The following is a 23,595-nucleotide window of genomic DNA, read 5'->3' on the forward strand; positions in this document are numbered from 1 at the left end:
GCAAATTGTGGGGCGGCAGCGCGATTGCGCTGGCGCGTCATCGGACAACATCACCGTGATCCTGGTGCGCTGCCACTGAGCAACGGCATCCACGCATGGCGTGGATCTACCGCAGAGCCACGCCATGCGTGGCTGCATTTCGCACCTGTCACCCCGCCATGCGTCCTACGCGCTCGCAGCCTCTTCCACCTTCGGGCCATCCCACAACGCGTGGCCAGCTTTCTTGCGCAGCCGCTCCAGACGCGCCGCGTGCGCTTCCTGTTCCGATGGCGTGGCCACCACGCGCGGGCGCGGCAGCAGCTTGGACGCATCGAACGCCTGCAACGCCGCAGCGCCACCGGCATCGTCATCGCCCAGCCCGAAGCCGATCTCCTCCTGGCCCGAGGTCAGCGCGATGTACACATCGCCGAGGATCTGCGCATCCAGCAGACCGCCATGCAGGGCGCGGTGCGAGTTGTCCACGCCCAGCCGCTTGCACAGCGCATCGAGCGAGTTGCGTTGGCCCGGGAAACGCTCGCGCGCCAGCGCCAGGGTATCGATCACCGTGCAGCGATCGGTGATCTTCCCGTACTGCTCGCCGAGCAGGGACAGCTCGTTGTCGAGGAAGCCCAGATCGAACGCCGCGTTGTGGATGATCAGTTCGGCGCCATCGATGAAGGCCAGGAACTCCTCCACGACCTGCGCGAACTGCGGCTTGTCGGCCAGGAATTCCAGGGTCAGGCCGGTGACTTCCTGCGCGCCCTGTTCGAATTCGCAGTCGGGCTTCAGGTACTGGTGATAGGTGTTGCCGGTCGGGCGGCGCTTGAACAACTCGACGCAGCCGATTTCGACGACGCGGTTGCCCTTCTTCCACTCCAGGCCGGTGGTTTCGGTATCAAGGATGATCTGACGCATGGGCTCAGTTTACCGGGCTGCCGTCGCGGATCTGGATCGCGGCGTTGCGGGCCAGGGTATCCACGCGTTCATTGTCCGGATCGCCGGAATGGCCCTTCACCCAGCGCCAATCGATCTGGTGCCGCAGCGTGGCTGCCTGCAGGCGCTCCCACAGTTCACGGTTCTTCACCGGGTCACCGCCGGCGGTCTTCCAGTTCTTGCGGATCCAGCCCGGCAGCCACTGGGTCAGGCCCTGCCGTACGTACTGCGAATCGGTGTAGAGGACGATCTCGCAGGGCTCGGTCAGCGACTCCAGGCCGGAAATGGCCGCCATCAGCTCCATCCGATTGTTGGTGGTATGCGCTTCACCACCGCTCAGTTCGCGCTCATGCCCCTTGTAACGCAGCAGCGCCGCCCAGCCACCGGGGCCGGGATTGCCGAGGCAGGAACCGTCGGTGTGGATTTCGATGGTTTTCAATACAACTCCAGATCAGGTAGCAACGGTGCCGTGCCAGCGCACGGGCAACGGGGTCGGCCCGGGCAGGGCCAGCGTGCGTTTCTCGGCGTGGAACAGGCAGGCCGCGCGCAGGGGGGCCCAGCCGCCGCGATGGCGGCTGCCGGCCCCCTGCCAAATCGGCCCCAGGTAGCGCGTGTCCTCGCATTCCAGCCCGTGGCGCTGCAGCAGTTGGCGGATGCGCTGCGGCGTGCGTACCGCCAGCCCGTGCTGGCGCCAGCGGGTGCGGAACGGGCTGAACGGATTGAGGCTGGTCAGCCACAGATGGCCGCCGGGCATCAACACGCGCTCGCATTCGTCCAGCAGATGGTCGGCATCACCGACGGTCACATGCTGCAGCACGATGGCGTTGACGCTCTCGTTGGGCAGCGGCAACGGCAGTGCGCAGCGGGTATCGCCAGCGTAGCCAGTGCCCTCGCGATGCAGCCGCAGGCCACGCCCGCCCAGCTGCGCATCAGCCAGCCAGGCGGCGCTGGGGGCGATCCACAACCAGGGCCGGGCCGGCAACAGCGACAGCTGCGGCAGCAGCAGTTGCCGTTCGAGCACGCGCAAGGCCTCCGCCGGTTCGCTGTCGAACCACGGGGCCTGGCTCGCTTGACGGGTGCTCTGCAGCGCGGGCATGGTCCAATTCTATGCGACTGACTGCCCTGCCCGCATTTGCGGACAACTACATCTGGATGCTGATCGCCGACGACGGCGCTGCCGTGGTCGTCGATCCCGGCGACGCTGCGCCGATACTGGCGCTGGCCGACCAAGGCGTGCGCGTGGACACCATCCTGCTCACCCATCATCACGACGACCACATCGACGGGGTAGCGGCGCTGCAGGCGCGTTTCGCCGGCGTGCGCGTGGTCGCACCGGTCGAAGAGCGCATCCCGATGGCCACCGAGCGGGTTGGTGAAGGTGAACGTGTTCAGGCATTAGGCCAGATGTTCCACGTACTATCCGTCCCCGGGCACACCCGCAGCCACATCGCGTTTCACACCGCTGAACAGCTTTTCAGCGGAGATTCGTTGTTCAGCCTGGGCTGTGGACGCCTGTTCGAAGGTACGCCGTCCCAGCTGCTGGCATCGATGCGCAAGCTGGGTGCCCTGCCCGCGCAGCTGCTGCTGTGTTGCGCTCACGAGTACACCGTGTCAAATGCCGTCTTCGCGCGGCATGTCGACCCCGCCAACGCTGCCTTGTTGCAGCGCCAAGAGGAGGCTTTGGCCATGCGCCGCGATGACCGTTCCACCCTGCCAGTATCCCTGGCCGATGAAATTGCCTGTAATCCGTTCCTGCGTACCCACACTGCGCCCATCCGCGCGGCCGTGTCGGCGCACCTGGGGCGCGAGGTCGTGGACGACGTCGACGTCATGGCCGGTCTCCGGCACTGGAAAGACGGCTTCCGCGCATGAGTCGCCGAAGTCTGCCGCTGGCCCTGGGTCTTGTCCTGGGGTTGGCCGGAACTGCCGGCGCACAATCGCTGGGCGCCGGCATCAGCCAGAACCTGACCGCCGCCTCGGCCCTGCCACTGGATCCGTCAACGCTGCCGGCCGCATCGGTCCGCAACGGCCAGGAGATCTTCTCCAGCTTCCGCGACGGCCTGGCTGAACCTACCTGCGACGCCGATGCGACCAGCCCGCGCTGGCAGAAGCAGTTCGCCCACGCCCCTTCGCGGCTGGCCAACCAGGATGACGACGCGCTGGTGCTGTTCGGTTATGTGGTCGAAGAGCTGCGCAAAGCCAACCTGCCCACCGAATTCGCCCTGATTCCTTTCGTCGAAAGCGGCTACCGGCCCAATGCCCGCAACGGCAGCGGCCCGACCGGCCTGTGGCAGTTCATCGCCACCACCGCACGCAACCATCGCGTGCCGATGAGCAACAACTACGACGGCCGGCTGTCGGCAGTGGAGTCCACCCAGGCCGCCGTGCGCTACCTGAAGACCCTGCATGGCATGTTTGGCGGTGACTGGCGCCTGGCCACCATGGCCTACAACGCCGGCGAGTACCGCGTGCTGCAGTCCATGCGCAAGGCCGGCATGAACGCGCAGAACGCCAAGCCGGCCGGCCTGCCCGGGCTGTCGCCGGTCACCCACGCCTATGTCGAGAAGCTGCATGCCCTGGCCTGCGTGCTGGAAGACGTGGAAGACCAGCCGGGCGTGATGGCCTCGCTGGACCGCACCGTACCGGTGCTGAAGGACCACACCCTGCCGGCGGGCACCAGCGTCCAGCAGTGGGCCGCCCAGCGCGCCCTGGACCCGGCGAAGATCGCCCGCTTGAATCCGGCATTGGCCGCCGGCAACCGCCCGTCGGGCACGGCCCGCGTACTGGCCCCTGTTTCGGCGTCCAATGCGAACGTTGCCGACATCGCCAGCACGGCCGTTGCCACCGCACTGGCCAGCGCTGCGCCGAGCCCGCAGGTGGCAAAGGTGGTCGCGTCGGCTGCTGATCGCCCGCGCAACCGCCGCCACACCGTGCGCAACGGCGAATCGGCATGGACCATCGCCCGCCGCTACGGCATGCCGGTGAAGGCATTGTTGTCGCTGAACGGCTTGAGCGGCAGCAGCGTGCTGAAGCCAGGCGCGGTACTGCGCGTCGAAGACTGACGGACAGGCCAAGCGCCTCCCCGTGTAGAGCCGAGCCTGTGCTCGGCTTTTTCTTGCCTGCGACCTGTCGGGGTTCATGACAAGCCGAGCATAGGCTCGGCTCTACAGTTCAATCTCCAGCAGCGCTCTCGCACAAAAAAGGCCCGGCAACGCCGGGCCTTTTCGTTCCTGCTCGCCAGAGGGCTTACAGGTTCGCTTCGGTGGTCTGGATCAAGAAATTCTTGCGCATCGCCTCGATGTAGGCCTTGGCCGCAGCCATGCCGTCGATCTGGCTCAGCTGGTCCTTCAGCTGCTTCTGCTGCTCGGCGGTCACTTCCTTGATGTCGCCCGGGTTGACCTTGTTCACCGCGAAGACCAGCGCATGGCCGTTGACATCGACCTTGCCGTAGCTCGGCTTGCCTTCGGCCGGCACCGGCGCGCTGAAGATCGCGCGGTTGATCTCCGGGGTCGGCACCGGCTGGCTGCGCGGCAGGCCCGGCATCGGGCTCAGCTGCAGCTTCTCGCTGGCGGCCAGCGACTGCAGGGTCGCGCCCGCCTTCAGCTTGGCCAGCAGGGCATCAGCGGCCTTGTCACCGGCCTGGCGCTGACGGTCGGCACGGATCGCGGCGATCACCTGCTCACGCGCCTTGTCCAACGGCATCGCCTGCTCCGGGGTATGCGCGGCAACACGGATCACCACGCTGTGGTTGCTGCTGCCACCCAGGGCGATCGGATCGCTGGCGGTACCGTCCTGCACCAGGACATCGGAGAAGGCAGCACGCAGCACGGCCGGATCAGCGGCAATGCCGGTGGCGGTGGTGCGCGTGATCGGGCCCAGCGTCTGCATCGACAGGCCGACGTCCTTGGCGGCTGCGGCCAGGTCGCTCGGGCTCTTGTTGATGGCATCGACCAGGCGGCCTGCCAGATCGTTGAAGCCACGCTCACCGTCGGCCTTCAGCTGCTCGGCTGCCAGGGTGTCACGCACTTCTTCAAACGACTTGCCCTGGCCGCCACGAACCGCAGCGACCTTGATGATGTGGAAGCCGAAGTCGGTCTTGACCGGGCCGATCACTTCACCGGCCTTGGCGCCAAACAGTGCGTCTTCAAACGGCTTGACCATCGCGCCACGTTCCACCCAACCCAGGTCACCGCCCTGCGCCTTGGAACCGGGATCTTCCGAGTTTGCCTTGGCCAGCGCGGCAAAATCGGCACCTGCCGCCTTTGCTTCAACCGCCAGCTTGGCGGCCTTGGCTTCAGCACCGTCGCCGGTGATCAGGATATGCGCCGCCTGGCGCTGTTCCGGGGTGGTGAACTTGGCCTTTTCGTCTTCATAGCGCTTGCGCAGGGTCGCCTCGTCGGCCGCGGTCGGCGCCGGCAGGTTCGCACCATTGAGCTCGACATATTCCAGCGACACCGATTCGGCCTGGCGGAAATCCTTGCCATGGCTGTCGTACCACTGCTTGATCTGCTCATCGGTCACCGGCGCGGTATCAACCGGAACTTCCGGCAGTGCGGCCAGCTCCACATCGCGGGTCTCGCCCAGCAGCTTCAACAAACGCTCGGTCTCGGCCTGGGTGACAAAGCCGGAGTTCTGCAGGCCCGACGGGATCACCGACTGCTGCAGGCTCTCACGTACCAGTTCCTGGAACTGGGTCGGCGTGCGCGGCGGATTGCCACCGGCCAGGGCCAGACGGTAATTGCTCTCGCTGAACTTGCCATCGGCGCCCAGGAAGCCCGGAATGGTGGTGATGTATTCGCGCACAGCGCCGTCGCCAATCACGACACCGGCCTGCTCACCGACCAGGCGCACGACCTGCTCGTCGATCAACTGGTCGAGCACGGCCAGCTTGTTCTCGGTGCTTTCGAACGCGCGCGGGTCGAAGTTCTCGCCCTGCTGCTGGCGTTCGCGCATGCGTTCCTGCTCGAAACGGGTGCGGAAATCCTGTGCGCTGATCTCATGGTGCTGCCACATCATGCGCACCGGCCACCAGGACGGTGCCGAGCGCCACCAGGTCGGCGGTGCCGAAACCTTGGCGACGTTCTGTGCGCCGACGCCACCGAGGTAGCTGTTGTCGATGACGAACAGGAACGGAATCATCAGCAGCCCCAGGATCACGGTAACGATCCAGCCTGAGGTCTTGTCGCGGAGTTTCTGCAGCATGGTGAGGAATCACAAGGCTTGATTGGCGAGCCCGGCAGTGTAACCCGCTTCGCGGCGTGGACCAAAAGCAGTGCCGGCGGGGTCTGCCGCGATCATGGCCAGGCGATCGACACGATCGCGCGCATCAAACGATGAAAACGACGCAAAGAAAAAGCCCCCGACTTGCGTCGAGGGCTCTTAGAGTTGGCGGAGCGGACGGGACTCGAACCCGCGACCTCCGGCGTGACAGGCCAGCATTCTAACCAGCTGAACTACCGCTCCGCGCTTGAAACTTTGCAGGCGCTCAGTATATCCGAAGACTTCCTGAAAACCTACCCCGCTGAACACTTTTTTCAAAGTTTTTTCACGAGGATTTAAGAGTTTTGCAATGGCGGAGCGGACGGGACTCGAACCCGCGACCTCCGGCGTGACAGGCCAGCATTCTAACCAGCTGAACTACCGCTCCGTATTGCAGACCTCTTTGTTTTCTCTGCAACCGGGTGGTTGGAGAGAAAACAAGGCCCCCAGCTTTTCGGCCGGGGGCCTCGTTGAAAATGGCGGAGCGGACGGGACTCGAACCCGCGACCTCCGGCGTGACAGGCCAGCATTCTAACCAGCTGAACTACCGCTCCACATTTCAAACTTACCGCGGTGCTGTGGTGGGTGCTGAGGGTTTCGAACCCCCGACCCTCTCCGTGTAAAGGAGACGCTCTACCGCTGAGCTAAGCACCCCAGCGAGCCGCTTAGTTTACAGCATCCTTCAGGGCCTTACCAGCCTTGAACGACGGATTCTTCGAAGCAGCGATCTTGATGGTGTCGCCGGTCTTCGGGTTGCGGCCGGTGCGGGCAGCACGGTCGCGGACCTGGAAAGTACCGAAGCCAACCAGGGTGACCGCATCGCCGTCCTTCAGCGCCTTGGTGACGGCAGCAACGACGGCATCGACAGCGCGGCTGGACTCGGCCTTGGTCAGGTCGGCAGCTTCAGCAACGGCATCGATCAATTCGGTCTTGTTCATTCTTTACAACTCCTTTGGCGGTGGGTTCCGCGTATTCGACAGGGAAGCAACCGCACGACGTCTGCATGCGGTTGCCATGTGGAAACGGTTCGCCGAATTCAGTGAGCGCTGACTGCGATCACTCATTCGCGAGTGCTGCTTTTATACCAGCGGCCCTACCCCCACGCAAGCTGGAAAGCCAGCAACGACGCGGGTTTCAAGCATTTCGACAGGACGCATCAATGCTTGACGCGCGCGTTTCCACTCGGTTTGGCCTTGCTGCGCACCGTGACGCGCTGCGCACTCTTGCGCGCCTTCTTCGGTGCCAGCGGACGTTCCAGCGCCAGATCGAGCACCTCCTCGATGTACTTCACCGGCACGATCTCCAGATCGCGGGTGACGTTGGCCGGAATGTCGGCAAGATCCTTGCGGTTCTCATCAGGGATGATCACCGTGCGGATTCCGCCGCGCAGGGCAGCCAGCAACTTCTCCTTCAGGCCGCCGATCGCAGTGACGCGACCGCGCAGGGTGATTTCGCCGGTCATCGCCACATCGGCGCGCACGGCCACCTTGGTCAGCATCGACACCAGCGAGGTGACCATTGCCGCACCGGCACTGGGGCCATCCTTCGGCGTCGCACCATCGGGCACATGCAGGTGCACGTCGTGCTTCTGCAGGAAGTCCGCATCGATGCCGAAGCGCTCGGCGCGCGAACGCACCACCGACAACGCCGCCGATGCCGATTCCTTCATCACGTTGCCGAGCTGGCCGGTCAGGATCAGCTGGCCCTTGCCCGGTACCAGCGTCGATTCGATCTGCAGCAGATCGCCACCGACTTCGGTCCAGGCCAGACCGGTGACCAGGCCGATCTCGTTCTCTTCTTCGGCACGGCCGAAGTCGAAGCGACGCACGCCCAGGTACTTGTCCAGGTTCTTGCTCGACACGCTCACCAGCGCCTTGGACTTGCGCGCGCCCTTCTTCGCCTTCGCCACCGGCTGCGGTCCACCCAGCGCGATCTCCTTCACCACCTTGCGGCAGATCTTGGCGATCTCGCGTTCCAGGTTGCGCACGCCGGATTCGCGCGTGTAGTAGCGCACGATGTCCTGGATCGCATCGCTGCCGATCTCCAGCTCTTCCGGCTTCAAGCCGTTGGCCTTGATCTGCTTGGGAGCCAGGTAACGGGTGGCGATGTTGAGCTTCTCATCCTCGGTGTAACCGGGGATGCGGATGACTTCCATGCGGTCCAGCAGCGGACCCGGAATGTTGAGCGAGTTCGAGGTGGCCACGAACATCACTTCGGACAGGTCCAGGTCCACTTCCAGGTAGTGGTCGTTGAATGCGTTGTTCTGCTCGGGGTCGAGCACTTCCAGCAGCGCCGAGGACGGATCGCCGCGGAAGTCCATCGACATCTTGTCGATCTCGTCCAGCACGAACAGCGGGTTCTTGCTGCCGACCTTGTTGAGGTTCTGCACGATGCGGCCCGGCATCGAACCGACATAGGTACGACGGTGGCCACGGATCTCGGCTTCGTCGCGCACGCCGCCCAGCGACATGCGCACGAACTTGCGGTTGGTGGCCTTGGCGATGGACTGGCCCAGCGAAGTCTTGCCCACGCCCGGCGGGCCGACCAGACACAGGATCGGGCCCTTCATCTGCTTCACCCGCGACTGCACCGCCAGGTATTCAAGGATGCGCTCCTTGACCTTCTCCAGGCCGTAGTGATCGGCATCGAGGGTGTCCTGCGCGGCCTTCAGGTCCTTGCGCACCTTGCTGCGCTTCTTCCACGGCACGCCCAGCAGCCACTCCAGGTAGTTGCGCACGACCGCTGCTTCGGCGGACATCGGCGACATCTGCTTGAGCTTGTTGAGTTCGTTGCGCGCCTTGGCTTCCACCGGCTTGGGCATGCCCGCTTCGGCGATCTTGCGGGCCAGCTCTTCCAGTTCGCCCGGCGCGTCGTCGAGGTCGCCCAGTTCCTTCTGGATGGCCTTCATCTGTTCGTTGAGGTAGTACTCGCGCTGGCTCTTTTCCATCTGCGACTTCACGCGGCCGCGGATGCGCTTTTCCATCTGCTGCACGTCGATCTCGCCGTCAACCAGACCGACCAGCATCTCCAGGCGTTCGCCCACGGCCAGCGTTTCCAGCAGGCGCTGCTTGTCCGACAACCGCACGCTGATATGCGCGGCGATGGTGTCGGCAAGGCGGGTCGGCTCATCGATGCCGGCCAGGGTCTGCAGCAGCTCCGGCGGCAGCTTGCGGTTGGTCTTGACGTACTGCTCGAACAGCGACATCAGCGAGCGGGCGATGGCCTCGATCTCGCGCGGCTCGCGTGCGTCGGTGGCCTCGATTTCGACGGCCTGGCCGTGCAGCGAGCCATCACGCTCGCTGACGCTGGTCACCTGCACGCGCGACAGGCCTTCGACCAGCACCTTGATGGTGCCGTCGGGCAGCTTCAGCAGCTGCAGCACCTGCGCCAGGGTGCCGACCTGGTAGAGGTCGGCGGCCTGCGGGTCATCGGTCTCGGCCGACTTCTGCGCCAGCAGCAGGATGCGCTTGTCCGCTTCCATTGCCTGTTCCAGCGCATGCATGGACTTGTCGCGGCCGACGAACAGCGGGATGACCATGTGCGGGAATACCACTACGTCGCGCAGCGGCAGGACCGGCAGGTCGAGGGTCTCACTTGGGGAACGGGCCATGGGGGCTCCAGGGAAGGGGAAAACCGTCTCCGGGAGGGCATCTTCCGGAGACAAAAAAAGCCGATGGCCCCGTTATGGGGCCATCGGCTTTCAGATGCAAGACGTTCCGAGAAAATTCTTTCTATTCAACAAGTTGAAAGAATCACTCGGCGCCAGCGGCCTTCTGTTCAGGGGCCGGTGGGGTCTGGTAGATCAGGTACGGCTCGGACTTGTGCTCGATCACCGATTCATCCACGACAACCTTGCTGACGTTTTCCTGCGACGGCAGGTCGTACATGGTGTCCAGCAGGACCGATTCGACGATGGTACGCAGGCCACGGGCGCCGGTCTTGCGCTTGAGCGCCTTCTTGGCGATGGCCGACAACGCGTCCGGACGGAACTCCAGCTCGACGTTCTCCATCTCGAACAGCTTCTTGAACTGCTTGGTGATGGCGTTCTTCGGCTCGGTCAGGATGCGGATCAGGGCCGGCTCGTCCAGCTCCTCCAGGGTCGCGACCACCGGCAGGCGGCCCACGAACTCGGGAATCAGGCCGAACTTGATCAGGTCTTCCGGCTCAACTTCGGCCAGCACCTTGCCCACTTCCTGCTTGCGCTCGCTGCTCTTCACCTTGGCGCCGAAACCAATGCCGCCGGCGTCGTTGGAACGCTGCTGGATCACCTTGTCCAGCCCAGCGAACGCGCCGCCGCAGATGAACAGGATGTTCTTGGTGTCCACCTGCAGGAATTCCTGCTGCGGATGCTTGCGCCCACCCTGCGGCGGAACGCTGGCCACGGTGCCTTCGATCAGCTTCAACAGGGCCTGCTGCACGCCTTCGCCGGACACATCGCGGGTGATCGACGGGTTCTCGCTCTTGCGCGAGATCTTGTCGATTTCATCGATGTAGACGATGCCCTGCTGTGCCTTCTCGACGTCGTAGTCGCACTTCTGCAGCAGCTTCTGGATGATGTTCTCCACGTCCTCGCCCACGTAACCGGCTTCGGTCAGCGTGGTGGCATCGGCCATGGTGAACGGCACGTTGAGCAGGCGGGCCAGGGTCTCGGCCAGCAGGGTCTTGCCCGAACCGGTCGGACCGACCAGCAGGATGTTCGACTTCGCCAGCTCGACTTCGTCGTTCTTCTGGCGGCTCTCGATGCGCTTGTAGTGGTTGTACACGGCCACGGCCAACGTCCGCTTCGCGCGGTTCTGGCCGATCACGTACTGGTCGAGCACCTCGAGGATCTCGCGCGGCTTGGGCAGCGAACTGCGTGCCGACTGCGCCTTTTCCTCAAGCTCCTCACGGATGATGTCGTTGCACAGCTCCACGCACTCATCGCAGATGAACACGCTCGGACCGGCAATCAGCTTGCGCACTTCATGCTGGCTCTTGCCGCAGAAAGAGCAGTAGAGGATCTTGCCGGTGTCCGTGGAACGACCTTGGCGGTCTTCGCTCATGCTTCGCTTACCCAGTTACGCCACCCGCTGAACGGGGGTTCGATTCGAGAATAACACAGGGCCGGAAGGACATCAGTCCACCCGACCCTGCAGGAACGGGGCCTGCCATGGCCCCGTGAGTGCCGGTCAGCCGGCCTGGATCGACTCTTCCGGACGACGCTCCAGGACCTGGTCGACCAGGCCGTAGGCGACCGCATCGACCGCGCTCTTGAAGTTGTCGCGCTCGGTATCACGCGCGATGGTCTCCAGCGACTGGCCGGTGTGCTTGGCCAGCACTTCGTTCAGGCGCGCACGCAGGGTCAGGATCTCGCGTGCGTGGATGTCGATGTCGGTGGCCTGGCCCTGGAAGCCGCCCAGCGGCTGGTGGATCATCACCCGCGAGTTCGGCAGCGCATAGCGCTTGCCGGCTGCACCGGAAGCCAGCAGCAGCGCGCCCATCGAGGCGGCCTGGCCGACGCAGATGGTGCTCACGTCCGGCTTGATGTACTGCATGGTGTCGTAGATCGCCATGCCGGCGGTGACCACGCCACCCGGCGAGTTGATGTAGATGCTGATGTCCTTTTCCGGGTTTTCCGCTTCCAGGAACAGCAGCTGCGCCACCACCACGTTGGCCATGTGATCGTCGATCGGGCCAACCAGGAAGATCAGGCGCTCCTTCAACAGGCGCGAATAGATGTCGTAGGCACGCTCGCCGCGGCTGGTCTGCTCGACCACCATGGGAACCATGTTCAGGGCTTTGGTTCGGTTGTCCATTTCGTGAGGTACCTATCTTGGGGGGAAACACCCCCGCGCCAGGGCTGGCGCGGGGTATCCGGCAATCCGCCAGGGATTACTGGCGGATCGCGTCCTGGAACGACAGCTTTTCTTCAGTGTGCTGGGCGCGCTCGGCGATCCAGTCGATCACCTGCTCTTCCATCACGCGGTTCTGCAGGCCAGACATCAGCTGGGGGTCGTTGCGGTACATCTCAATGACCTGCTCCGGCTCTTCGTAGGTCGAAGCGATCAGACGCATCGTTTCATTCAGACGCTTCGGCTCCAGGCGCAGGTCGTTGCTGCGGGCCACTTCGCCGACCACCAGGCCGACCAGCACGCGCTTGGCAGCAGCGTCCTTGAAGCCTTCGTGGGCGTCGGCCGGGATCTCGCCCGGGTTGCGGCCGCTGCGGCGGATCTGCTCGACCTGCTGGGCCAGCATGGCGCGGGCTTCGTTCTCGACCAGGCGCGGCGGCATTTCCACCGATGCGTAGGCCGCGATCAGCTGCTCGCCGACTTCACGACGCAGGCGGTTCATCAGCGCGCCCTTCAGCTCGCGCTCGAGGTTGGCACGGATGTCGCTGCGGAACTGCTCGACGTCGCCGCCCTTCACGCCGAAGCTCTTGATGAAGGCTTCATCGACCGCCGGCACGACCGGCTCGGACACGTCAGTGACCTTGACGGTGACCTGCACGGTCTTGCCCGCCAGCGCCGGCACGCGCCAGTCAGCCGGGAACTCGACGTCCAGGGTCTTCTCTTCGTCCTTGGCCATGCCGACCAGGCCCTGCTCGATGGTCTCGAACATCATGCCCTGACCGAGCACGATGCTGCCCTTCTCGGTGCCTTCCGCCGGCAGGCGCTCGTCACCGGCCTGCGACCAGGTTTCCAGTGCGACCAGGTCGCCGTCCTGCGCGGCACGGGTGACCGGCGACCAGCTGCGACGCTGGGTCTGCAGGTTCTCGATCATCTGGTCGATGTCGGCGTCGGTGATCTCGGCGGTGTGGCGCACGACGGTCAGCTTGCTGACGTCGATGTCACCGAAGTCCGGCACCACTTCAACGGTGGCCACGAAGGAGAACTCGCCCTCGTCACCCTTGTCGATGCGCGGGCTGCCGACGATGCGCAGGTCGTGCTCGCGCACGGCGGCGTCGAAGGTTTCGCGCAGGAGGCCGTCCAGCGCCTCGCCACGGACCTGCGCGCCGAAGCGCTGCTCGATCACCTTGGCCGGCACTTTGCCCGGACGGAAACCCTTGATGCGGGTGGTGCGGGCGATTTCGCCCAGGCGGCCGTTGATGTGGCTCTGCAGACGGTCTTCCGGCAGCGAGAAGCTCAGGCGGCGTTCCAGGTTGCCGATGGTTTCGATCGAAGCTTGCATGTTGACTCCTGCCACCGGTGGCGCCCTGGCCCCCGGCTCGATGATGGATGAAACGGTTGTAAGGACACGACGTCGATGACGCGCCTGCTTGCCGCAGCCCTTTAGTTTCGCCCAATTCGGGCGGCGCCGCCAGCACGGCCGGGCGCAGGGGTTGACGCGGGATGCCCGACTGGGCGGGGGACGGGCCGGCCTGGTGCGAAAGGGGGGACTCGAACCCCCACGCCTTGCGGCACTGGAACCTAAATCCAGGGCGTCTACCAATTCCGCCACTTTCGCGTGGCCGGCTCAGGTGTTCATTGTTGCAGGCGGGGGCGGAAAGCGGAAGGCTTCCACAAAACTGAATAGGCTATTTGATGAAGAACGCGGCCCGGGCGGCGGATGCAGGCCCGGGCCACCGGATCAATGCGCGGGCTGCACCTGCCCGGAGGCTGCACCATCACTACCCACCGCCGCATCGCGCTTGCGGACCTCAAGCGTCGCGCCGTCTTCAGAGCGCTTCATTTCAACCGTCTCCGCCGGCACCCGCTCCCCCGACCCCTCGGCCGGACGCACCGTCATCGCCGGGTCGACCGGCTGCGCGGGAACATGCTCGACATCCGCAGCACGCGCCACCGTCTGCGCGTGATCCGGCGCGGCACCGGCAGTGGCGGCGTCGTCCGCCCTGCAGCCCGACAGGGCGATCACCACCACCCCGGACACGATCACGCCCACGCTCTTGCTGACTGCCATCGAAGCACTCCTCATGCATGCGCCTTCGGCGCGGAACATCTATTGGGAGCGATGCCGATGGCAACCGGTGAGAAGCAGCTCACAGCATTGAACATGTCGATGACGCATTTGACGCTGTTTTCAGCCGTGCTTCAGTAGATCCACGCCATGCGTGGATTGCGCGCTTCGTACAGCCCTCATCCACGCAGGGCGCGGACCTACCAATGCTGTCGAAGGCAAGAAAAAAGCCACTTGGCGGACCAAGTGGCTTTCGTCTGGTGGGCTGTCAAGGATTCGAACCTTGGGGACGCGGCTGCGCATTCGCGCTGCCGCCCCACGCGCTGCTGCGCATCGCGCGGGCCCCTCTCATCAACACCCACATCCCCCCGGCTTCGCCGCGCCCCCTTGACTCAAGGGGGCTATCCTCCAGCCGGCTCCACGCCAGCGGAGACATAAAGAAAAAAGCCACTTGGCGGACCAAGTGGCTTTCGTCTGGTGGGCTGTCAAGGATTCGAACCTTGGACCTATTGATTAAGAGTCAACTGCTCTACCAACTGAGCTAACAGCCCGAAATCGGGGGCGAATTATGACCCGATCCGCGAGGGCGTTGCAAGTACTTTCTTCAACGTCGTTGAAACAAGCACTGCAACCGGCGATCCATCGCGAAGGGTTACATCTGAAGAGAAAAGCCACCGGGCGGACCCGATGGCTTCTGTCTTGGTGGGCTGTCAAGGATTCGAACCTTGGACCTATTGATTAAGAGTCAACTGCTCTACCAACTGAGCTAACAGCCCTTGAAACTCAGACGCACATTGTAGCGTGCACTCTGTTTATTGCAATACCGTTTCGGCGTTGCCGATGCGGTTGAATCAGTGGGGTGGCTGAGGGGATTCGAACCCCCGACCACCGGAATCACAATCCGGTACTCTAACCAACTGAGCTACAGCCACCACTGAAACTTTCGCTTCACCGTCGATGCTGCCGACGTTGACGCTTGATACGTTGCCCGAGGACTGTCACCGAAGTTCCGGTCCGCCGAAGCGAGTCCGACATTCTGGTGGAGTCGACAGGCTTTTGCAAGCACTTCTTCACATCCGCCAGCTACGTTCCGGTGTCGCACCAACCAATGGCGCGCCGGACAGGAATCGAACCTGTAACCGCCGGCTCGGAAGTCTGCCTGACTCTGGATGCGAATCAAAGACTTGCTTTGTCTTCATTTCTGAGCAGGCACTTGCACAGCAAGGGCTCGGTGGCGAGGTTTCTGGAGGCTCTGCGCCTGCGACGGCGACCATCGGGCCCCTACCCATCCAACCGAACGGCGGCGGCTGCATGCTTGCCTTGGCCAGCCTATTGGCGCGCCGCCTTCTCCTGCATCCACTCGGTAGGCAGTTCTGCGATGTCCATCGTTACCGATTCACCTTCGAGCCCGCGCAGCTTCGCGCGCCGGGTCTCCGGGTGCATCGACTTGCCGCGGCGGCGGCTCGGGCGGCGCAGGATTGGCGCCATGGAGATCAGCAACTCAGGGAAGGCGGCCAGGGATGGCCTTGCAGGCACCGTCGACCGGGGCGGTGCGGTTCGCGTCAGGGTCATGGATCACGGGCGCCAGGACGGCGGCGGCTCTTCGATGCCGAGCAAGCGAAGCACCTGCGGAATGCTGGGCACCTGATCCTCTTCCGCCCACGCCTCGACCAGCTCTACGCGCAGTTGCAGCATCTTGGCCAACTGCGCGTCGTTGTTCAGGCCCAACTTGGCGCGCAACGCGCGCTTGCTCAGGCGCTTGTCCGAGAAGGTTCGAACCACTGCAGCCGGCGGCGCGGCAAAGGCTTCCGGCTTGAGCAGCTCGAGAAATTGCCTACGGGCCGGAGGGATTCCCTTGGAGCGCCACTCGCTCACGGAAGGCGACTTGATTTGGCAAATACGGGCCACCTCGGCGGTGCCACCCAAGCGATCGATGATCTCGGAAGCAGTAAGGTTTTCCATGCGAAAAGATTAGGACTAGCTAATTATTCAGTCAACAGCCAGTCCTAATCCAACTGCAATTAGCCTTTCCTAATGACTACTCTCGCCGAACGACTCACTCTCGCCATCAAGCACGCCAAGATCACCAAAGCGGAACTTGCTCGCCGGGTCGGAATTTCCGCCCCCAGTGTCAACGGTTGGTTCAGCGGCAAAGCCAAGTTCCTGCGAGGGGAGAACCTGTTGGCAGCGGCCAAAGGTTTGGGCGTAAGCGAGACCTGGTTAGCCACAGGCAAAGGACAGATGCTGTTGGGCGCAGACCCTGCGGAATGGATCTCGCCAGTCCGAGAGATTGAGACGCCACCCGGCTATGCTCGCTTCGACGTGTTTGAAGGGAGTGCGGGGATGGGAGCAGGGATGGTCAACCAGGACTACCCGGAGGTAGTGAAGAGCATCGAGGTCGCCGAATGGGAGGTGCGCAGGAAGCTCGGCTACCTGCCCCAGCCTGGCCGCATCCAGCTCATCACTGGCCGGGGGCCCTCCATGCGTCCGAAGCTGGAGGACGGCGACATTGTGTGGATCGACACGAGCTGTGACTACTTCGACGGCGACGACTACTACCTCATCAACATCGGTGGCCAGACGCAGATCAAGATGCTGCAGAGGCGCGGCGATGGGCTGTACGTGGTCAGCGTCAACACTGACTTCCCAGCCTATCGACCTGATCCCGGCGAGGTAAGCATCCTAGGCAAGGCGCTGATCCACGCAGGCCTTCGGAAGTTCTAGGCTGTGCTTGAAGCAGCGCAACAAAATAGCCCTGCTCTAGCCGAGCTTCTTTTGTGTCTTCTTTTTAGACTTGGTGTCCCGAGCAGCATCGCTGTCTTTTTTGGGCGCCTTCTTCCGGCTTGGCGCCTTCGACATCCAAGTAGGCAGTGAGTCCTCATCCCTAACGTAGAGCTTCACATCCTCAGCATTGCATTGATCGCCAACGACGCATACATCTGGCGAACACGATCCACGAGAAGCTCTCCTTGAACATCCGAAGTTTCCGAACCGAATGCGCGACTTCCTTGAAGGAGCGCTGTTGTTCGCCGGCCTGATGGCCGTGCCTGTGGAGTTCATCGCCGTCGGGAACTCGAAGCCGCATGGCTTTGCAATGAGCGCGCTGGGCCGGCCGACGCAGACCGTGCAGCCCTAAGACTTCGGCACTCCCTTCACCAAGGGTGCAACGCTCTGGCTGAAGAACCTGCCGGCGCTGGTGGCCAGCCACACGAAAGCGCAGTTGATCGAGCCGCACGGAAAGACTGACACGGCAGGCGGCCCCGTCGTCGCCGAGCAAGTGCGCGCCTGGGCGGACATCCTGATGGTCGAGCTTTACTCAGCTCACGGGCCGGTGGGAGTACCGTCATGCGGACGAGTTCACGCCGGGCTCCTGGGCAGAGGCCAACGCGGAACCGGTCTACTACGGCCCACAGCGCGGCCTGGTGATCCGCGCACTGTTCGACAAGCCGCGCGTGCGGCAGCCGGAGAGGGAACACGCGCTCAAGAACCGCACCTGATCCTGGTGTGGCGACCCCGAAGACTGGGCCGGTCCGGACTGCGTGCCGCTTATGCACGAGGTAGATCCGCGTGCCCGGCTCCCCTTCGATGCGCGCTGGCTGGTCCAGGCGCTGCAGTGGCTGCGCGACGCCGGCCCGTTTGCCCTGAACCGTTTCGACCGGGAACACCGGTCCAAGCAAGCCGCCTTCCTGCTTGAAAAGCTGGAAACCCACATTGCGGAGTGCGAAAAGCCATGACCCAGAAGCAGATCAGCCATCCCGAAGGCCTGCCAAACTGCGCCGCCGGCCACCGCGCGCGCCACATCCACGACGAGCGGCGCGCGAGCGCCGGTGGTGGCCACCTTGTCGAATGCTGCTGCAGGTCGACCAGCAAGAAGGCCGACGCCGATGCAGCGCTGGCCGAGTGGCGCCGGATCAACCGGCCAGCGCGAAGCCCGCGCGCCGTGCCGACCGCGCCAGGCAACGTCTTGCAGTTCAAGCTGGGGCTGGCCGAGCAGCCAGCGGCGAAGCGAGTTCAAGGAGGCTTGCCGTGATCGGTGAAGTTCTTCAGTTCCGCGACTTGCAGGAGCTGTGCCGGCCCGGGAAGCGCCCACGGCTCGCCACCGTGGAACGCTGGGCCAAGCAGCGCAAGATCCGCGTGCAGTACGACGGCCAGGGAGGAATCTGGACCACCACGGCCGCTCTCAACGAGGCCCTGGGCCTCACCACTTCCGCTTTCGAGAACGAGAGCTACCCCGCTTCGCTGATCTGAAAGGACGCACAGCAGCACCATGGCTAGACCGCGCAAAGCCGCACCCAACCTGCCGTCGCACATCGATCACACCATGCTGCCGGTCGGGATCTACTGGGATCCCACCGGCCGCGGTCGGTGGTAAGTGCGCAACCCCCACGAGGAAGGCTACGGCTATCGAAAGAAGACCGTGGCCGGCCCGACCGCGCGCATGTCCGACCTGCACGCGATCATGGAAGCACGCCAGGGTGATGCACTGCGCGGCACTGTCGCGTTCGTGATCGACCGGCACGCGGAAAGCTTGGCGTTTGCGCAGCTCAAGCCCTCAACGCAGGCGGGCTACAAGGACTATGCCGGGGCCATCAAGGCCTACCCGCTCAAGAACGGAACTACCTTGGGCGATGCGACCGTGGACAGGCTGACGCCTGGGTTCATACGGCGCTTGATCGACGTAATCGCACAAGGCCGGCCGGGCCAGAAGCCCGGCGATCCAGCCATACCCGGTTACCCCACGAAGGCGAACCACTGGCTACGCTACCTGCGCCGTGTGTTCGGCTGGGCGCGCGAGCACGATCACGTGAGCACAAACCCTGCCGCCGGCATCAAGCAGGTCAAGGAGAAAGGGGACCACCGAATGCCCGCCGTCGACGTGTTCCGGCGGGTCCAGTCCTACGCGAAGCAATGCAGCGCGCGCGGACCTCGCGCCAAGGGCGCGGTGCCGCCCTACCTGTGGGCCGCGATGGAACTGGCTTACCAGGCACGTCTGCGCGGCATCGAGGTGCTGACGCTGACCGACGCGCACGTGGATGGCGAAGTGCTGCGCACGGACCGCCGGAAGGGTAGCCGCGACAACCTGGTGCGCAAGGGGGCCGAGACCGAGGAAGCGATCGCGATGCTGCGGGCGCGGCGCGCGGCGATCTGGGAGAAGAACGGGGGAGTGATTCCGATCCGGGCCGAGAGCCGCTATCTGTTCGTCAGCGAGGACGGGGAGCGGTTGACCGAGGATGGTTGGCAGACCGCCTGGGGGCGCATGATGCGCAACGCGGTGAAGGACGGGATCCTGAGTCAGGAAGACCGCTTCGGTCTACATAGCCTCAAGCACCGCGGCGTTACCGACACTAAGGGCAACAAAAAGGAAGCCAGCGGGCACAAGACGGACGCAATGATGCACGTCTACGACCACTCACTGCCAATCGTGCCTGAATCCGGCAACAGCTAGGCGGCTCACGAAAAAAGATTGTTACAGCGAAGGGTTCAGGCGTCGCCAGACGCTTGTGGGTGCAGTATCAGCCAGTTGCCACTTTCCCATCGGCTTCCACCACACCAACGAGGGTCTTCGCAGCACGAATTACCTGCTCCACACGGTGAATCTGCCCCATCGCATCAGAGTGATTCACATCGTTGCCGAGCCGATAGTCGGCGATAACCCTTTTGCTGCGAGCAGTATCCATGGCACGCTGCGCGCGAGCCTTGATATCCCGGAACGATGAAAGCTCGGCGCAAACATCATCAACCTTCCACTCGACAAGTCGCTCCGTGACTTCAACGTGCGTCACCTCCCTTCCGCGTGCCTTCGCCGACGGCGGGAGCAACTCGACAAGCGGCAGTAGCGCGTGGAATGCGGCGTAGTAGGAGCGGCTCATGGATGCCCTGAGCTGGCATTCATCCGCACCTTGCTCTGCAAGTGACTTTGCGTAGCCAAGCAGGTCATCTTCCGTGATCGACATAGTGGGCTCAGCTCTCCGTTGAGTGCGCCGTGACACTGAAAAGAATACGCCGGTTCAATTCGAACGGAAAACGCTGAGCCTCAAGCTCGCCATAGAGATCCCACTCCAACTCAGCGGCTCGATCCATGGATGCCTCAACTCGCAACTCGTAGAGGAGTGCCGAGGGCATCCCATCAGATGCTGGAACAACAGAGATGCCAACGCGATGCAGCAGCACGCCCTGTTGGTACAAAAAATTCCGAGCGAACGCTACAACGGGAGCGGTATCGGAATCCGCCACACCGTCGCCATCGAAATAGGCAAGCAAGTGCTCCCCAGGCGCGTAGGACACCTCTGGCACGGGCGCGTTCATCTTGGTCAGTTCGGTCCTCAAATCGTTCGCGGCGTCCAGAAATCCATGGCTGGCCAACATCTGCCTCGCCTCTCTGGTAGCCGTGACGTTACCGGCAAACGCGTGAGCATTTCGAAAAAAAACGTCCGCGACTTCGCTGGAGAAACCGCGCTGCTGCAAGCCTTGCATGTAGCGAAGTGTCGCCTCTGCGGAAGCTCCCGCCATTGAAAGCGCGCGGTCCAACAACTGGCGCCCGGTATCAGAGTCGCCCGAAAGCAAGGCAATGTGCCCCTTGATCTCAGTGCCGGCCACAGCGTCGACCGCACACAACCGATCAGCCCGGACTTTCAACTGACGAAGGCCGAACTCATTTATCTGTCGCGTACCAAGGTACAGCCCGGCGACTTCAAGAAGCATCTCGCCGTAGATCGTCTCAGGAGCGGCTGATGGGCTCATCTGTTCCTCTGAAAGGATGCCATCCAGTGCATCCAGATCAATGATCGTAGACCAAACTAGCCTGCAAAACATTAACGACGCTACCCGGATTTTCCGGAGGATTTTCCGGAGCCAACCCCCTCTCCAGCGTAAGCCATTGATTTATATGGCGCGCCCGACAGGAATCGAACCTGTAACCGCCGGCTTAGAAGGCCGGTGCTCTATCCAGTTGAGCTACGGGCGCCCGAACCGGAACGGCGTCCAATCCGACGTGATGTGGATTGGTCGGGGTAGAGGGATTCGAACCCCCGACATCCTGCTCCCAAAGCAGGCGCGCTACCAGACTGCGCTATACCCCGGTGTTGCAATCCCCTCGGGCCTGGACCCGGGGAGCTGACCATTGTGGCCAAGCGCCGTGCGAACTGTCAACGCGCAATCCCTGCCCTGCCCCGCCATGACCACAGCTTACGCAGTCATCGGCTATGCTCGCAGCCAGCGGCCGGATGGCCGAATCGCCCCCTTTTCGCACGGAGACCTCGCATGCGCAGCGGCAACCCGGCTCTTTCCGAGTCGACCTTCCTCGATCTGGCCAGTGGCTCGGTGGTGACCAGCCCCGACCAGGCCATGACCATCAACGGCACCGTCAACAAGACCGGCCTCCTGCTGCTGTTGACCGTGCTGACCGCCGCCTTCGCCTGGAACCAGAGCGTGGACGACTATGGCCAGGTGATGGCCGGCGCCAAGCTGTACGCCATGGGCGGCGCGATCGGCGGCCTGGTGCTGGCCCTGATCACCATCTTCAAGAAGGAGTGGTCGCCAGTCACCGCGCCGATGTATGCGCTGGTCGAAGGCCTGTTCCTGGGTGCGATTTCCGCACTGTTCGAACTGCGCTTCCCCGGCATCGTTTTCCAGGCGGTGCTGCTGACCTTCGGCACCCTGTTCGCATTGCTGATCGCCTACCGCAGCGGCGTGATCAAGGCCACCGAGAACTTCAAGCTCGGCGTGGTCGCTGCCACAGGCGGCATCGCCCTGCTGTACCTGGCTTCGTTCGTGTTGTCGTTCTTCAACATCCAAGTGCCGCTGATCCATTCCTCAAGCGGCTGGGGCATCGCCTTCAGCCTGTTCGTGGTGGTGGTTGCTGCGCTGAACCTTGTGCTGGATTTCGATTTCATCGAAACCGGCGCAGCCCAGCGCGCACCGAAGTACATGGAATGGTATGGCGCATTCGGCCTGATGGTGACCCTGGTCTGGCTGTATGTGGAATTCCTGCGCCTGCTGTCGAAGATCCAGCAGCGCTGATCCAATCCATGCCATAAACGACAAGGCCGCGGTCCGTCGGGATCGCGGCCTTTTTTGTAGCGTCGAGCGCGCTCGACTTCCGCGGAACCACGCCCCATGGCAGATACCTCCCCTCCCCGCTTCCACAGCTATCGCCCGGCCGACGGCCATCGCCTGCCGCACGATCCGTTCAACGCCATCATCGGCCCGCGCCCCATCGGCTGGATCTCCAGTCGTGATGCCGACAGCAATGTGAACCTGGCGCCCTACAGCTTCTTCAACGCCTTCAACTACACGCCGCCGATCATTGGTTTCAGCAGCCAGGGGCGCAAGGACTCGCTGCGCAACATCGAAGCCACCGGCGAGTTTGTCTGGAACCTCGCCACCTTCGATCTGGCCCAGGCAATGAACGAAAGCTGCCGCGCAGTCGCGCCCGAAGTGGACGAGTTCGCATTGGCGGGGCTGACACCACTGGCCTCGGAGCAGGTTGCACCGCCGCGCGTGGCGCAGAGCCCGGTGAGCATGGAGTGCCGCTGCACGCAGATCGTGCGCCTGCGCGACGCGGCCGGTAACGACACCAATGGCTGGCTGGTGCTGGGAGAAGTGGTCGCCGTGCATATCGATACGCAGCTGCTCGTCGACGGCATCTACGACACCGCAGCGAGCGACACCATCCTGCGCGGCGGCGGACCGGCCGACTATTTCCGGATCAGCGCCGAGCAACGCTTCCGCATGCTGCGACCCGCCTAAGCCCTCATCCCGCCGCCCCACGGGACAACAGCAACGGCAACGACGAGGCCAGCATGGCAACGCCGGAGGCCGTCAACAGCCCCAGCACGATCTGCCGGAAACGCGCTTCACTGATACCGACATACAGCTTGGCCCCCAGCAGCGTTGGCACCAGCATTGCCGGCGCGACGATGGCGAAGTACGGCAGCATCTGCAGGGTGATCATGCCGGTGCCGACATAGACTGCCATCGTCACCGCCAGCATCGCCAGGTTGAAGTTCTGGATGACCGCGCGCTGCTCGTCCTTGCCGAAGCCACGCAGCGTGCTCCACAGCGTCGGCACCGGTCCGGCAAAGCCGCCGATGCCACTGAGCACACCGCCGGCCATGCCGGCCAGTGCGTCGCCAAAACGACCACCCACGGTGACCGGCGGCAGCGAACGCGCCATCAACATCACCGGGCACCATAGCGCCAGGAATCCTCCCAGCAGCGCCTTGAACCAGACCATGTCCAGCTGTGGCAGCACCAGCACGCCCAGCGGAATGCCCGCCAACCCACCGAGCACGAACGGCAGCAGCAGGCGCAGGTTGAAGCCACGGCGCACGGTGAACACCGCCAGCAACTGGCCGACCAGCGCGCCGAACACCGACAGCGTCGCCGCAAGCCGGGGATCCAGCCCCCAGGCCCAGAACGACATCGCGACCATGCCGAACGCGAAACCCGACAGGCCCTGTACGAATCCCGCGACGATCGCGCCCAGCGCGACCAGCAGATACACCGACTCCATCCCCACTCCTCACCGCT

At 63.7% G+C, this 23,595-nt stretch carries 25 protein-coding genes and 10 tRNA genes; 10 read left to right on the forward strand and 25 right to left on the reverse strand.

Annotated features, from left to right (window positions below; translation table 11 throughout):
* Positions 1 to 165: 165 nt before the first annotated feature.
* The 3 genes from dnaQ to GIW57_RS02130 are packed head-to-tail and all read right to left on the reverse strand — an operon-like array spanning position 166 to position 2,008.
* Positions 166 to 894: a DNA polymerase III subunit epsilon gene (dnaQ, locus tag GIW57_RS02120; protein ID WP_100463376.1), complete on the reverse strand. Its 729-nt coding sequence runs from the start codon at positions 892 to 894 to the stop codon at positions 166 to 168.
* A gap of 4 nt (positions 895 to 898) precedes the next feature.
* Positions 899 to 1,351 (reverse strand): ribonuclease HI, encoded by a 453-nt coding sequence (gene rnhA / locus GIW57_RS02125; RefSeq protein WP_025878155.1) that lies wholly within the window; start codon positions 1,349 to 1,351, stop codon positions 899 to 901.
* Between the two features lie 12 nt (positions 1,352 to 1,363).
* On the reverse strand, positions 1,364 to 2,008 hold the full coding sequence (locus tag GIW57_RS02130; RefSeq protein ID WP_236509041.1) for a class I SAM-dependent methyltransferase: 645 nt from the start codon (positions 2,006 to 2,008) through the stop codon (positions 1,364 to 1,366).
* An 11-nt stretch (positions 2,009 to 2,019) separates the two neighbouring features.
* Between GIW57_RS02130 and gloB the strand changes: the two genes are divergently transcribed.
* Together gloB and GIW57_RS02140 are read left to right on the forward strand one after the other, a co-directional pair.
* Positions 2,020 to 2,784, forward strand: a complete 765-nt coding sequence (gloB, locus tag GIW57_RS02135; protein ID WP_236509042.1) for a hydroxyacylglutathione hydrolase — start codon at positions 2,020 to 2,022, stop codon at positions 2,782 to 2,784.
* Positions 2,781 to 3,974 carry a lytic transglycosylase domain-containing protein gene (locus GIW57_RS02140; RefSeq protein ID WP_236509043.1) on the forward strand — a complete coding sequence of 398 codons (1,194 nt, stop codon included), beginning with the start codon at positions 2,781 to 2,783 and terminating at the stop codon, positions 3,972 to 3,974. Before gloB ends, GIW57_RS02140 begins: the two co-directional genes overlap by 4 nt.
* A 184-nt stretch (positions 3,975 to 4,158) precedes the next feature.
* Here GIW57_RS02140 and GIW57_RS02145 read toward each other — a convergent pair whose 3' ends face one another.
* The 17 genes from GIW57_RS02145 to GIW57_RS02225 all read right to left on the reverse strand — a co-directional run bounded on the left by GIW57_RS02145 (position 4,159) and on the right by GIW57_RS02225 (position 16,026).
* Entirely contained in the window at positions 4,159 to 6,114 is a 1,956-nt protein-coding gene (locus tag GIW57_RS02145; protein WP_100463361.1) for a peptidyl-prolyl cis-trans isomerase, read from the reverse strand.
* A 184-nt stretch (positions 6,115 to 6,298) separates the two neighbouring features.
* A tRNA-Asp gene (locus tag GIW57_RS02150) sits at positions 6,299 to 6,375 on the reverse strand.
* 107 nt (positions 6,376 to 6,482) lie between these two features.
* Positions 6,483 to 6,559: transfer RNA gene (locus GIW57_RS02155), tRNA-Asp, on the reverse strand.
* 89 nt (positions 6,560 to 6,648) lie between these two features.
* Positions 6,649 to 6,725: transfer RNA gene (locus tag GIW57_RS02160), tRNA-Asp, on the reverse strand.
* Between the two features lie 25 nt (positions 6,726 to 6,750).
* Positions 6,751 to 6,825 (reverse strand) — tRNA-Val (locus GIW57_RS02165).
* Positions 6,826 to 6,836: 11 nt separating this feature from the next.
* Entirely contained in the window at positions 6,837 to 7,109 is a 273-nt protein-coding gene (locus GIW57_RS02170; protein ID WP_004146343.1) for an HU family DNA-binding protein, read from the reverse strand.
* Between the two features lie 218 nt (positions 7,110 to 7,327).
* A complete protein-coding gene (gene lon, locus GIW57_RS02175; RefSeq protein ID WP_100463355.1) occupies positions 7,328 to 9,781 on the reverse strand; it encodes an endopeptidase La in 2,454 nt (817 codons plus the stop codon).
* A gap of 142 nt (positions 9,782 to 9,923) precedes the next feature.
* A complete protein-coding gene (gene clpX / locus GIW57_RS02180) occupies positions 9,924 to 11,213 on the reverse strand; it encodes an ATP-dependent Clp protease ATP-binding subunit ClpX (protein ID WP_099819177.1) in 1,290 nt (429 codons plus the stop codon).
* Between the two features lie 126 nt (positions 11,214 to 11,339).
* Complete coding sequence (gene clpP, locus GIW57_RS02185) at positions 11,340 to 11,966, reverse strand: ATP-dependent Clp endopeptidase proteolytic subunit ClpP (RefSeq protein ID WP_025878142.1); 627 nt, start codon at positions 11,964 to 11,966, stop codon at positions 11,340 to 11,342.
* Positions 11,967 to 12,042: 76 nt separating this feature from the next.
* Positions 12,043 to 13,338 carry a trigger factor gene (gene tig / locus GIW57_RS02190; protein WP_100463349.1) on the reverse strand — a complete coding sequence of 432 codons (1,296 nt, stop codon included), beginning with the start codon at positions 13,336 to 13,338 and terminating at the stop codon, positions 12,043 to 12,045.
* Positions 13,339 to 13,529: 191 nt separating this feature from the next.
* Positions 13,530 to 13,614 (reverse strand) — tRNA-Leu (locus GIW57_RS02195).
* Between the two features lie 123 nt (positions 13,615 to 13,737).
* Positions 13,738 to 14,067 carry a hypothetical protein gene (locus GIW57_RS02200; protein WP_236509044.1) on the reverse strand — a complete coding sequence of 110 codons (330 nt, stop codon included), beginning with the start codon at positions 14,065 to 14,067 and terminating at the stop codon, positions 13,738 to 13,740.
* Positions 14,068 to 14,539: 472 nt separating this feature from the next.
* Positions 14,540 to 14,615, reverse strand: a tRNA-Lys gene (locus tag GIW57_RS02205).
* Between the two features lie 149 nt (positions 14,616 to 14,764).
* A tRNA-Lys gene (locus GIW57_RS02210) sits at positions 14,765 to 14,840 on the reverse strand.
* A gap of 79 nt (positions 14,841 to 14,919) precedes the next feature.
* A tRNA-His gene (locus GIW57_RS02215) sits at positions 14,920 to 14,996 on the reverse strand.
* Between the two features lie 397 nt (positions 14,997 to 15,393).
* Entirely contained in the window at positions 15,394 to 15,636 is a 243-nt protein-coding gene (locus GIW57_RS02220; RefSeq protein ID WP_236509045.1) for a hypothetical protein, read from the reverse strand.
* A 3-nt stretch (positions 15,637 to 15,639) separates the two neighbouring features.
* Positions 15,640 to 16,026 carry a helix-turn-helix domain-containing protein gene (locus tag GIW57_RS02225; protein ID WP_236509046.1) on the reverse strand — a complete coding sequence of 129 codons (387 nt, stop codon included), beginning with the start codon at positions 16,024 to 16,026 and terminating at the stop codon, positions 15,640 to 15,642.
* A gap of 72 nt (positions 16,027 to 16,098) precedes the next feature.
* Between GIW57_RS02225 and GIW57_RS02230 the strand changes: the two genes are divergently transcribed.
* From GIW57_RS02230 to GIW57_RS02255, 6 genes are all read left to right on the forward strand, one after another.
* Complete coding sequence (locus GIW57_RS02230; RefSeq protein WP_236509047.1) at positions 16,099 to 16,788, forward strand: helix-turn-helix transcriptional regulator; 690 nt, start codon at positions 16,099 to 16,101, stop codon at positions 16,786 to 16,788.
* A 271-nt stretch (positions 16,789 to 17,059) separates the two neighbouring features.
* Positions 17,060 to 17,200, forward strand: a complete 141-nt coding sequence (locus tag GIW57_RS02235) for a hypothetical protein (protein WP_236509048.1) — start codon at positions 17,060 to 17,062, stop codon at positions 17,198 to 17,200.
* 403 nt (positions 17,201 to 17,603) lie between these two features.
* Positions 17,604 to 17,798 (forward strand): hypothetical protein, encoded by a 195-nt coding sequence (locus GIW57_RS02240; RefSeq protein WP_236509049.1) that lies wholly within the window; start codon positions 17,604 to 17,606, stop codon positions 17,796 to 17,798.
* Positions 17,795 to 18,094, forward strand: a complete 300-nt coding sequence (locus GIW57_RS02245) for a hypothetical protein (RefSeq protein WP_236509050.1) — start codon at positions 17,795 to 17,797, stop codon at positions 18,092 to 18,094. Before GIW57_RS02240 ends, GIW57_RS02245 begins: the two co-directional genes overlap by 4 nt.
* Complete coding sequence (locus tag GIW57_RS02250) at positions 18,091 to 18,312, forward strand: hypothetical protein (RefSeq protein WP_229979279.1); 222 nt, start codon at positions 18,091 to 18,093, stop codon at positions 18,310 to 18,312. Before GIW57_RS02245 ends, GIW57_RS02250 begins: the two co-directional genes overlap by 4 nt.
* A 124-nt stretch (positions 18,313 to 18,436) precedes the next feature.
* Positions 18,437 to 19,510 (forward strand): integrase, encoded by a 1,074-nt coding sequence (locus GIW57_RS02255; protein ID WP_236509051.1) that lies wholly within the window; start codon positions 18,437 to 18,439, stop codon positions 19,508 to 19,510.
* Between the two features lie 67 nt (positions 19,511 to 19,577).
* Here the strand turns inward: GIW57_RS02255 and GIW57_RS02260 are convergent, their stop codons facing one another.
* The 4 genes from GIW57_RS02260 to GIW57_RS02275 form a co-directional block, all read right to left on the reverse strand.
* Entirely contained in the window at positions 19,578 to 20,018 is a 441-nt protein-coding gene (locus GIW57_RS02260; protein WP_236509052.1) for a hypothetical protein, read from the reverse strand.
* A 7-nt stretch (positions 20,019 to 20,025) separates the two neighbouring features.
* Complete coding sequence (locus GIW57_RS02265) at positions 20,026 to 20,805, reverse strand: hypothetical protein (RefSeq protein ID WP_236509053.1); 780 nt, start codon at positions 20,803 to 20,805, stop codon at positions 20,026 to 20,028.
* A 146-nt stretch (positions 20,806 to 20,951) separates the two neighbouring features.
* Positions 20,952 to 21,028, reverse strand: a tRNA-Arg gene (locus GIW57_RS02270).
* A 38-nt stretch (positions 21,029 to 21,066) separates the two neighbouring features.
* Positions 21,067 to 21,143 (reverse strand) — tRNA-Pro (locus GIW57_RS02275).
* A 181-nt stretch (positions 21,144 to 21,324) separates the two neighbouring features.
* On the opposite strand from GIW57_RS02275, the gene GIW57_RS02280 reads away from it, so the two are divergent.
* A complete protein-coding gene (locus GIW57_RS02280; protein ID WP_089239090.1) occupies positions 21,325 to 22,083 on the forward strand; it encodes a Bax inhibitor-1/YccA family protein in 759 nt (252 codons plus the stop codon).
* A gap of 96 nt (positions 22,084 to 22,179) precedes the next feature.
* Positions 22,180 to 22,812, forward strand: coding sequence for a flavin reductase family protein (locus GIW57_RS02285; RefSeq protein WP_100463339.1), 633 nt, complete (start codon positions 22,180 to 22,182; stop codon positions 22,810 to 22,812).
* Between the two features lie 4 nt (positions 22,813 to 22,816).
* On the opposite strand, the gene GIW57_RS02290 is transcribed toward GIW57_RS02285, so the two are convergent.
* A complete protein-coding gene (locus GIW57_RS02290; RefSeq protein ID WP_100463335.1) occupies positions 22,817 to 23,578 on the reverse strand; it encodes a sulfite exporter TauE/SafE family protein in 762 nt (253 codons plus the stop codon).
* Between the last annotated feature and the right edge of the window lie 17 nt (positions 23,579 to 23,595).

Source organism: Stenotrophomonas sp. PA-6-5C, assembly GCF_021605635.1.
Taxonomy (GTDB): domain Bacteria; phylum Pseudomonadota; class Gammaproteobacteria; order Xanthomonadales; family Xanthomonadaceae; genus Stenotrophomonas; species Stenotrophomonas lactitubi.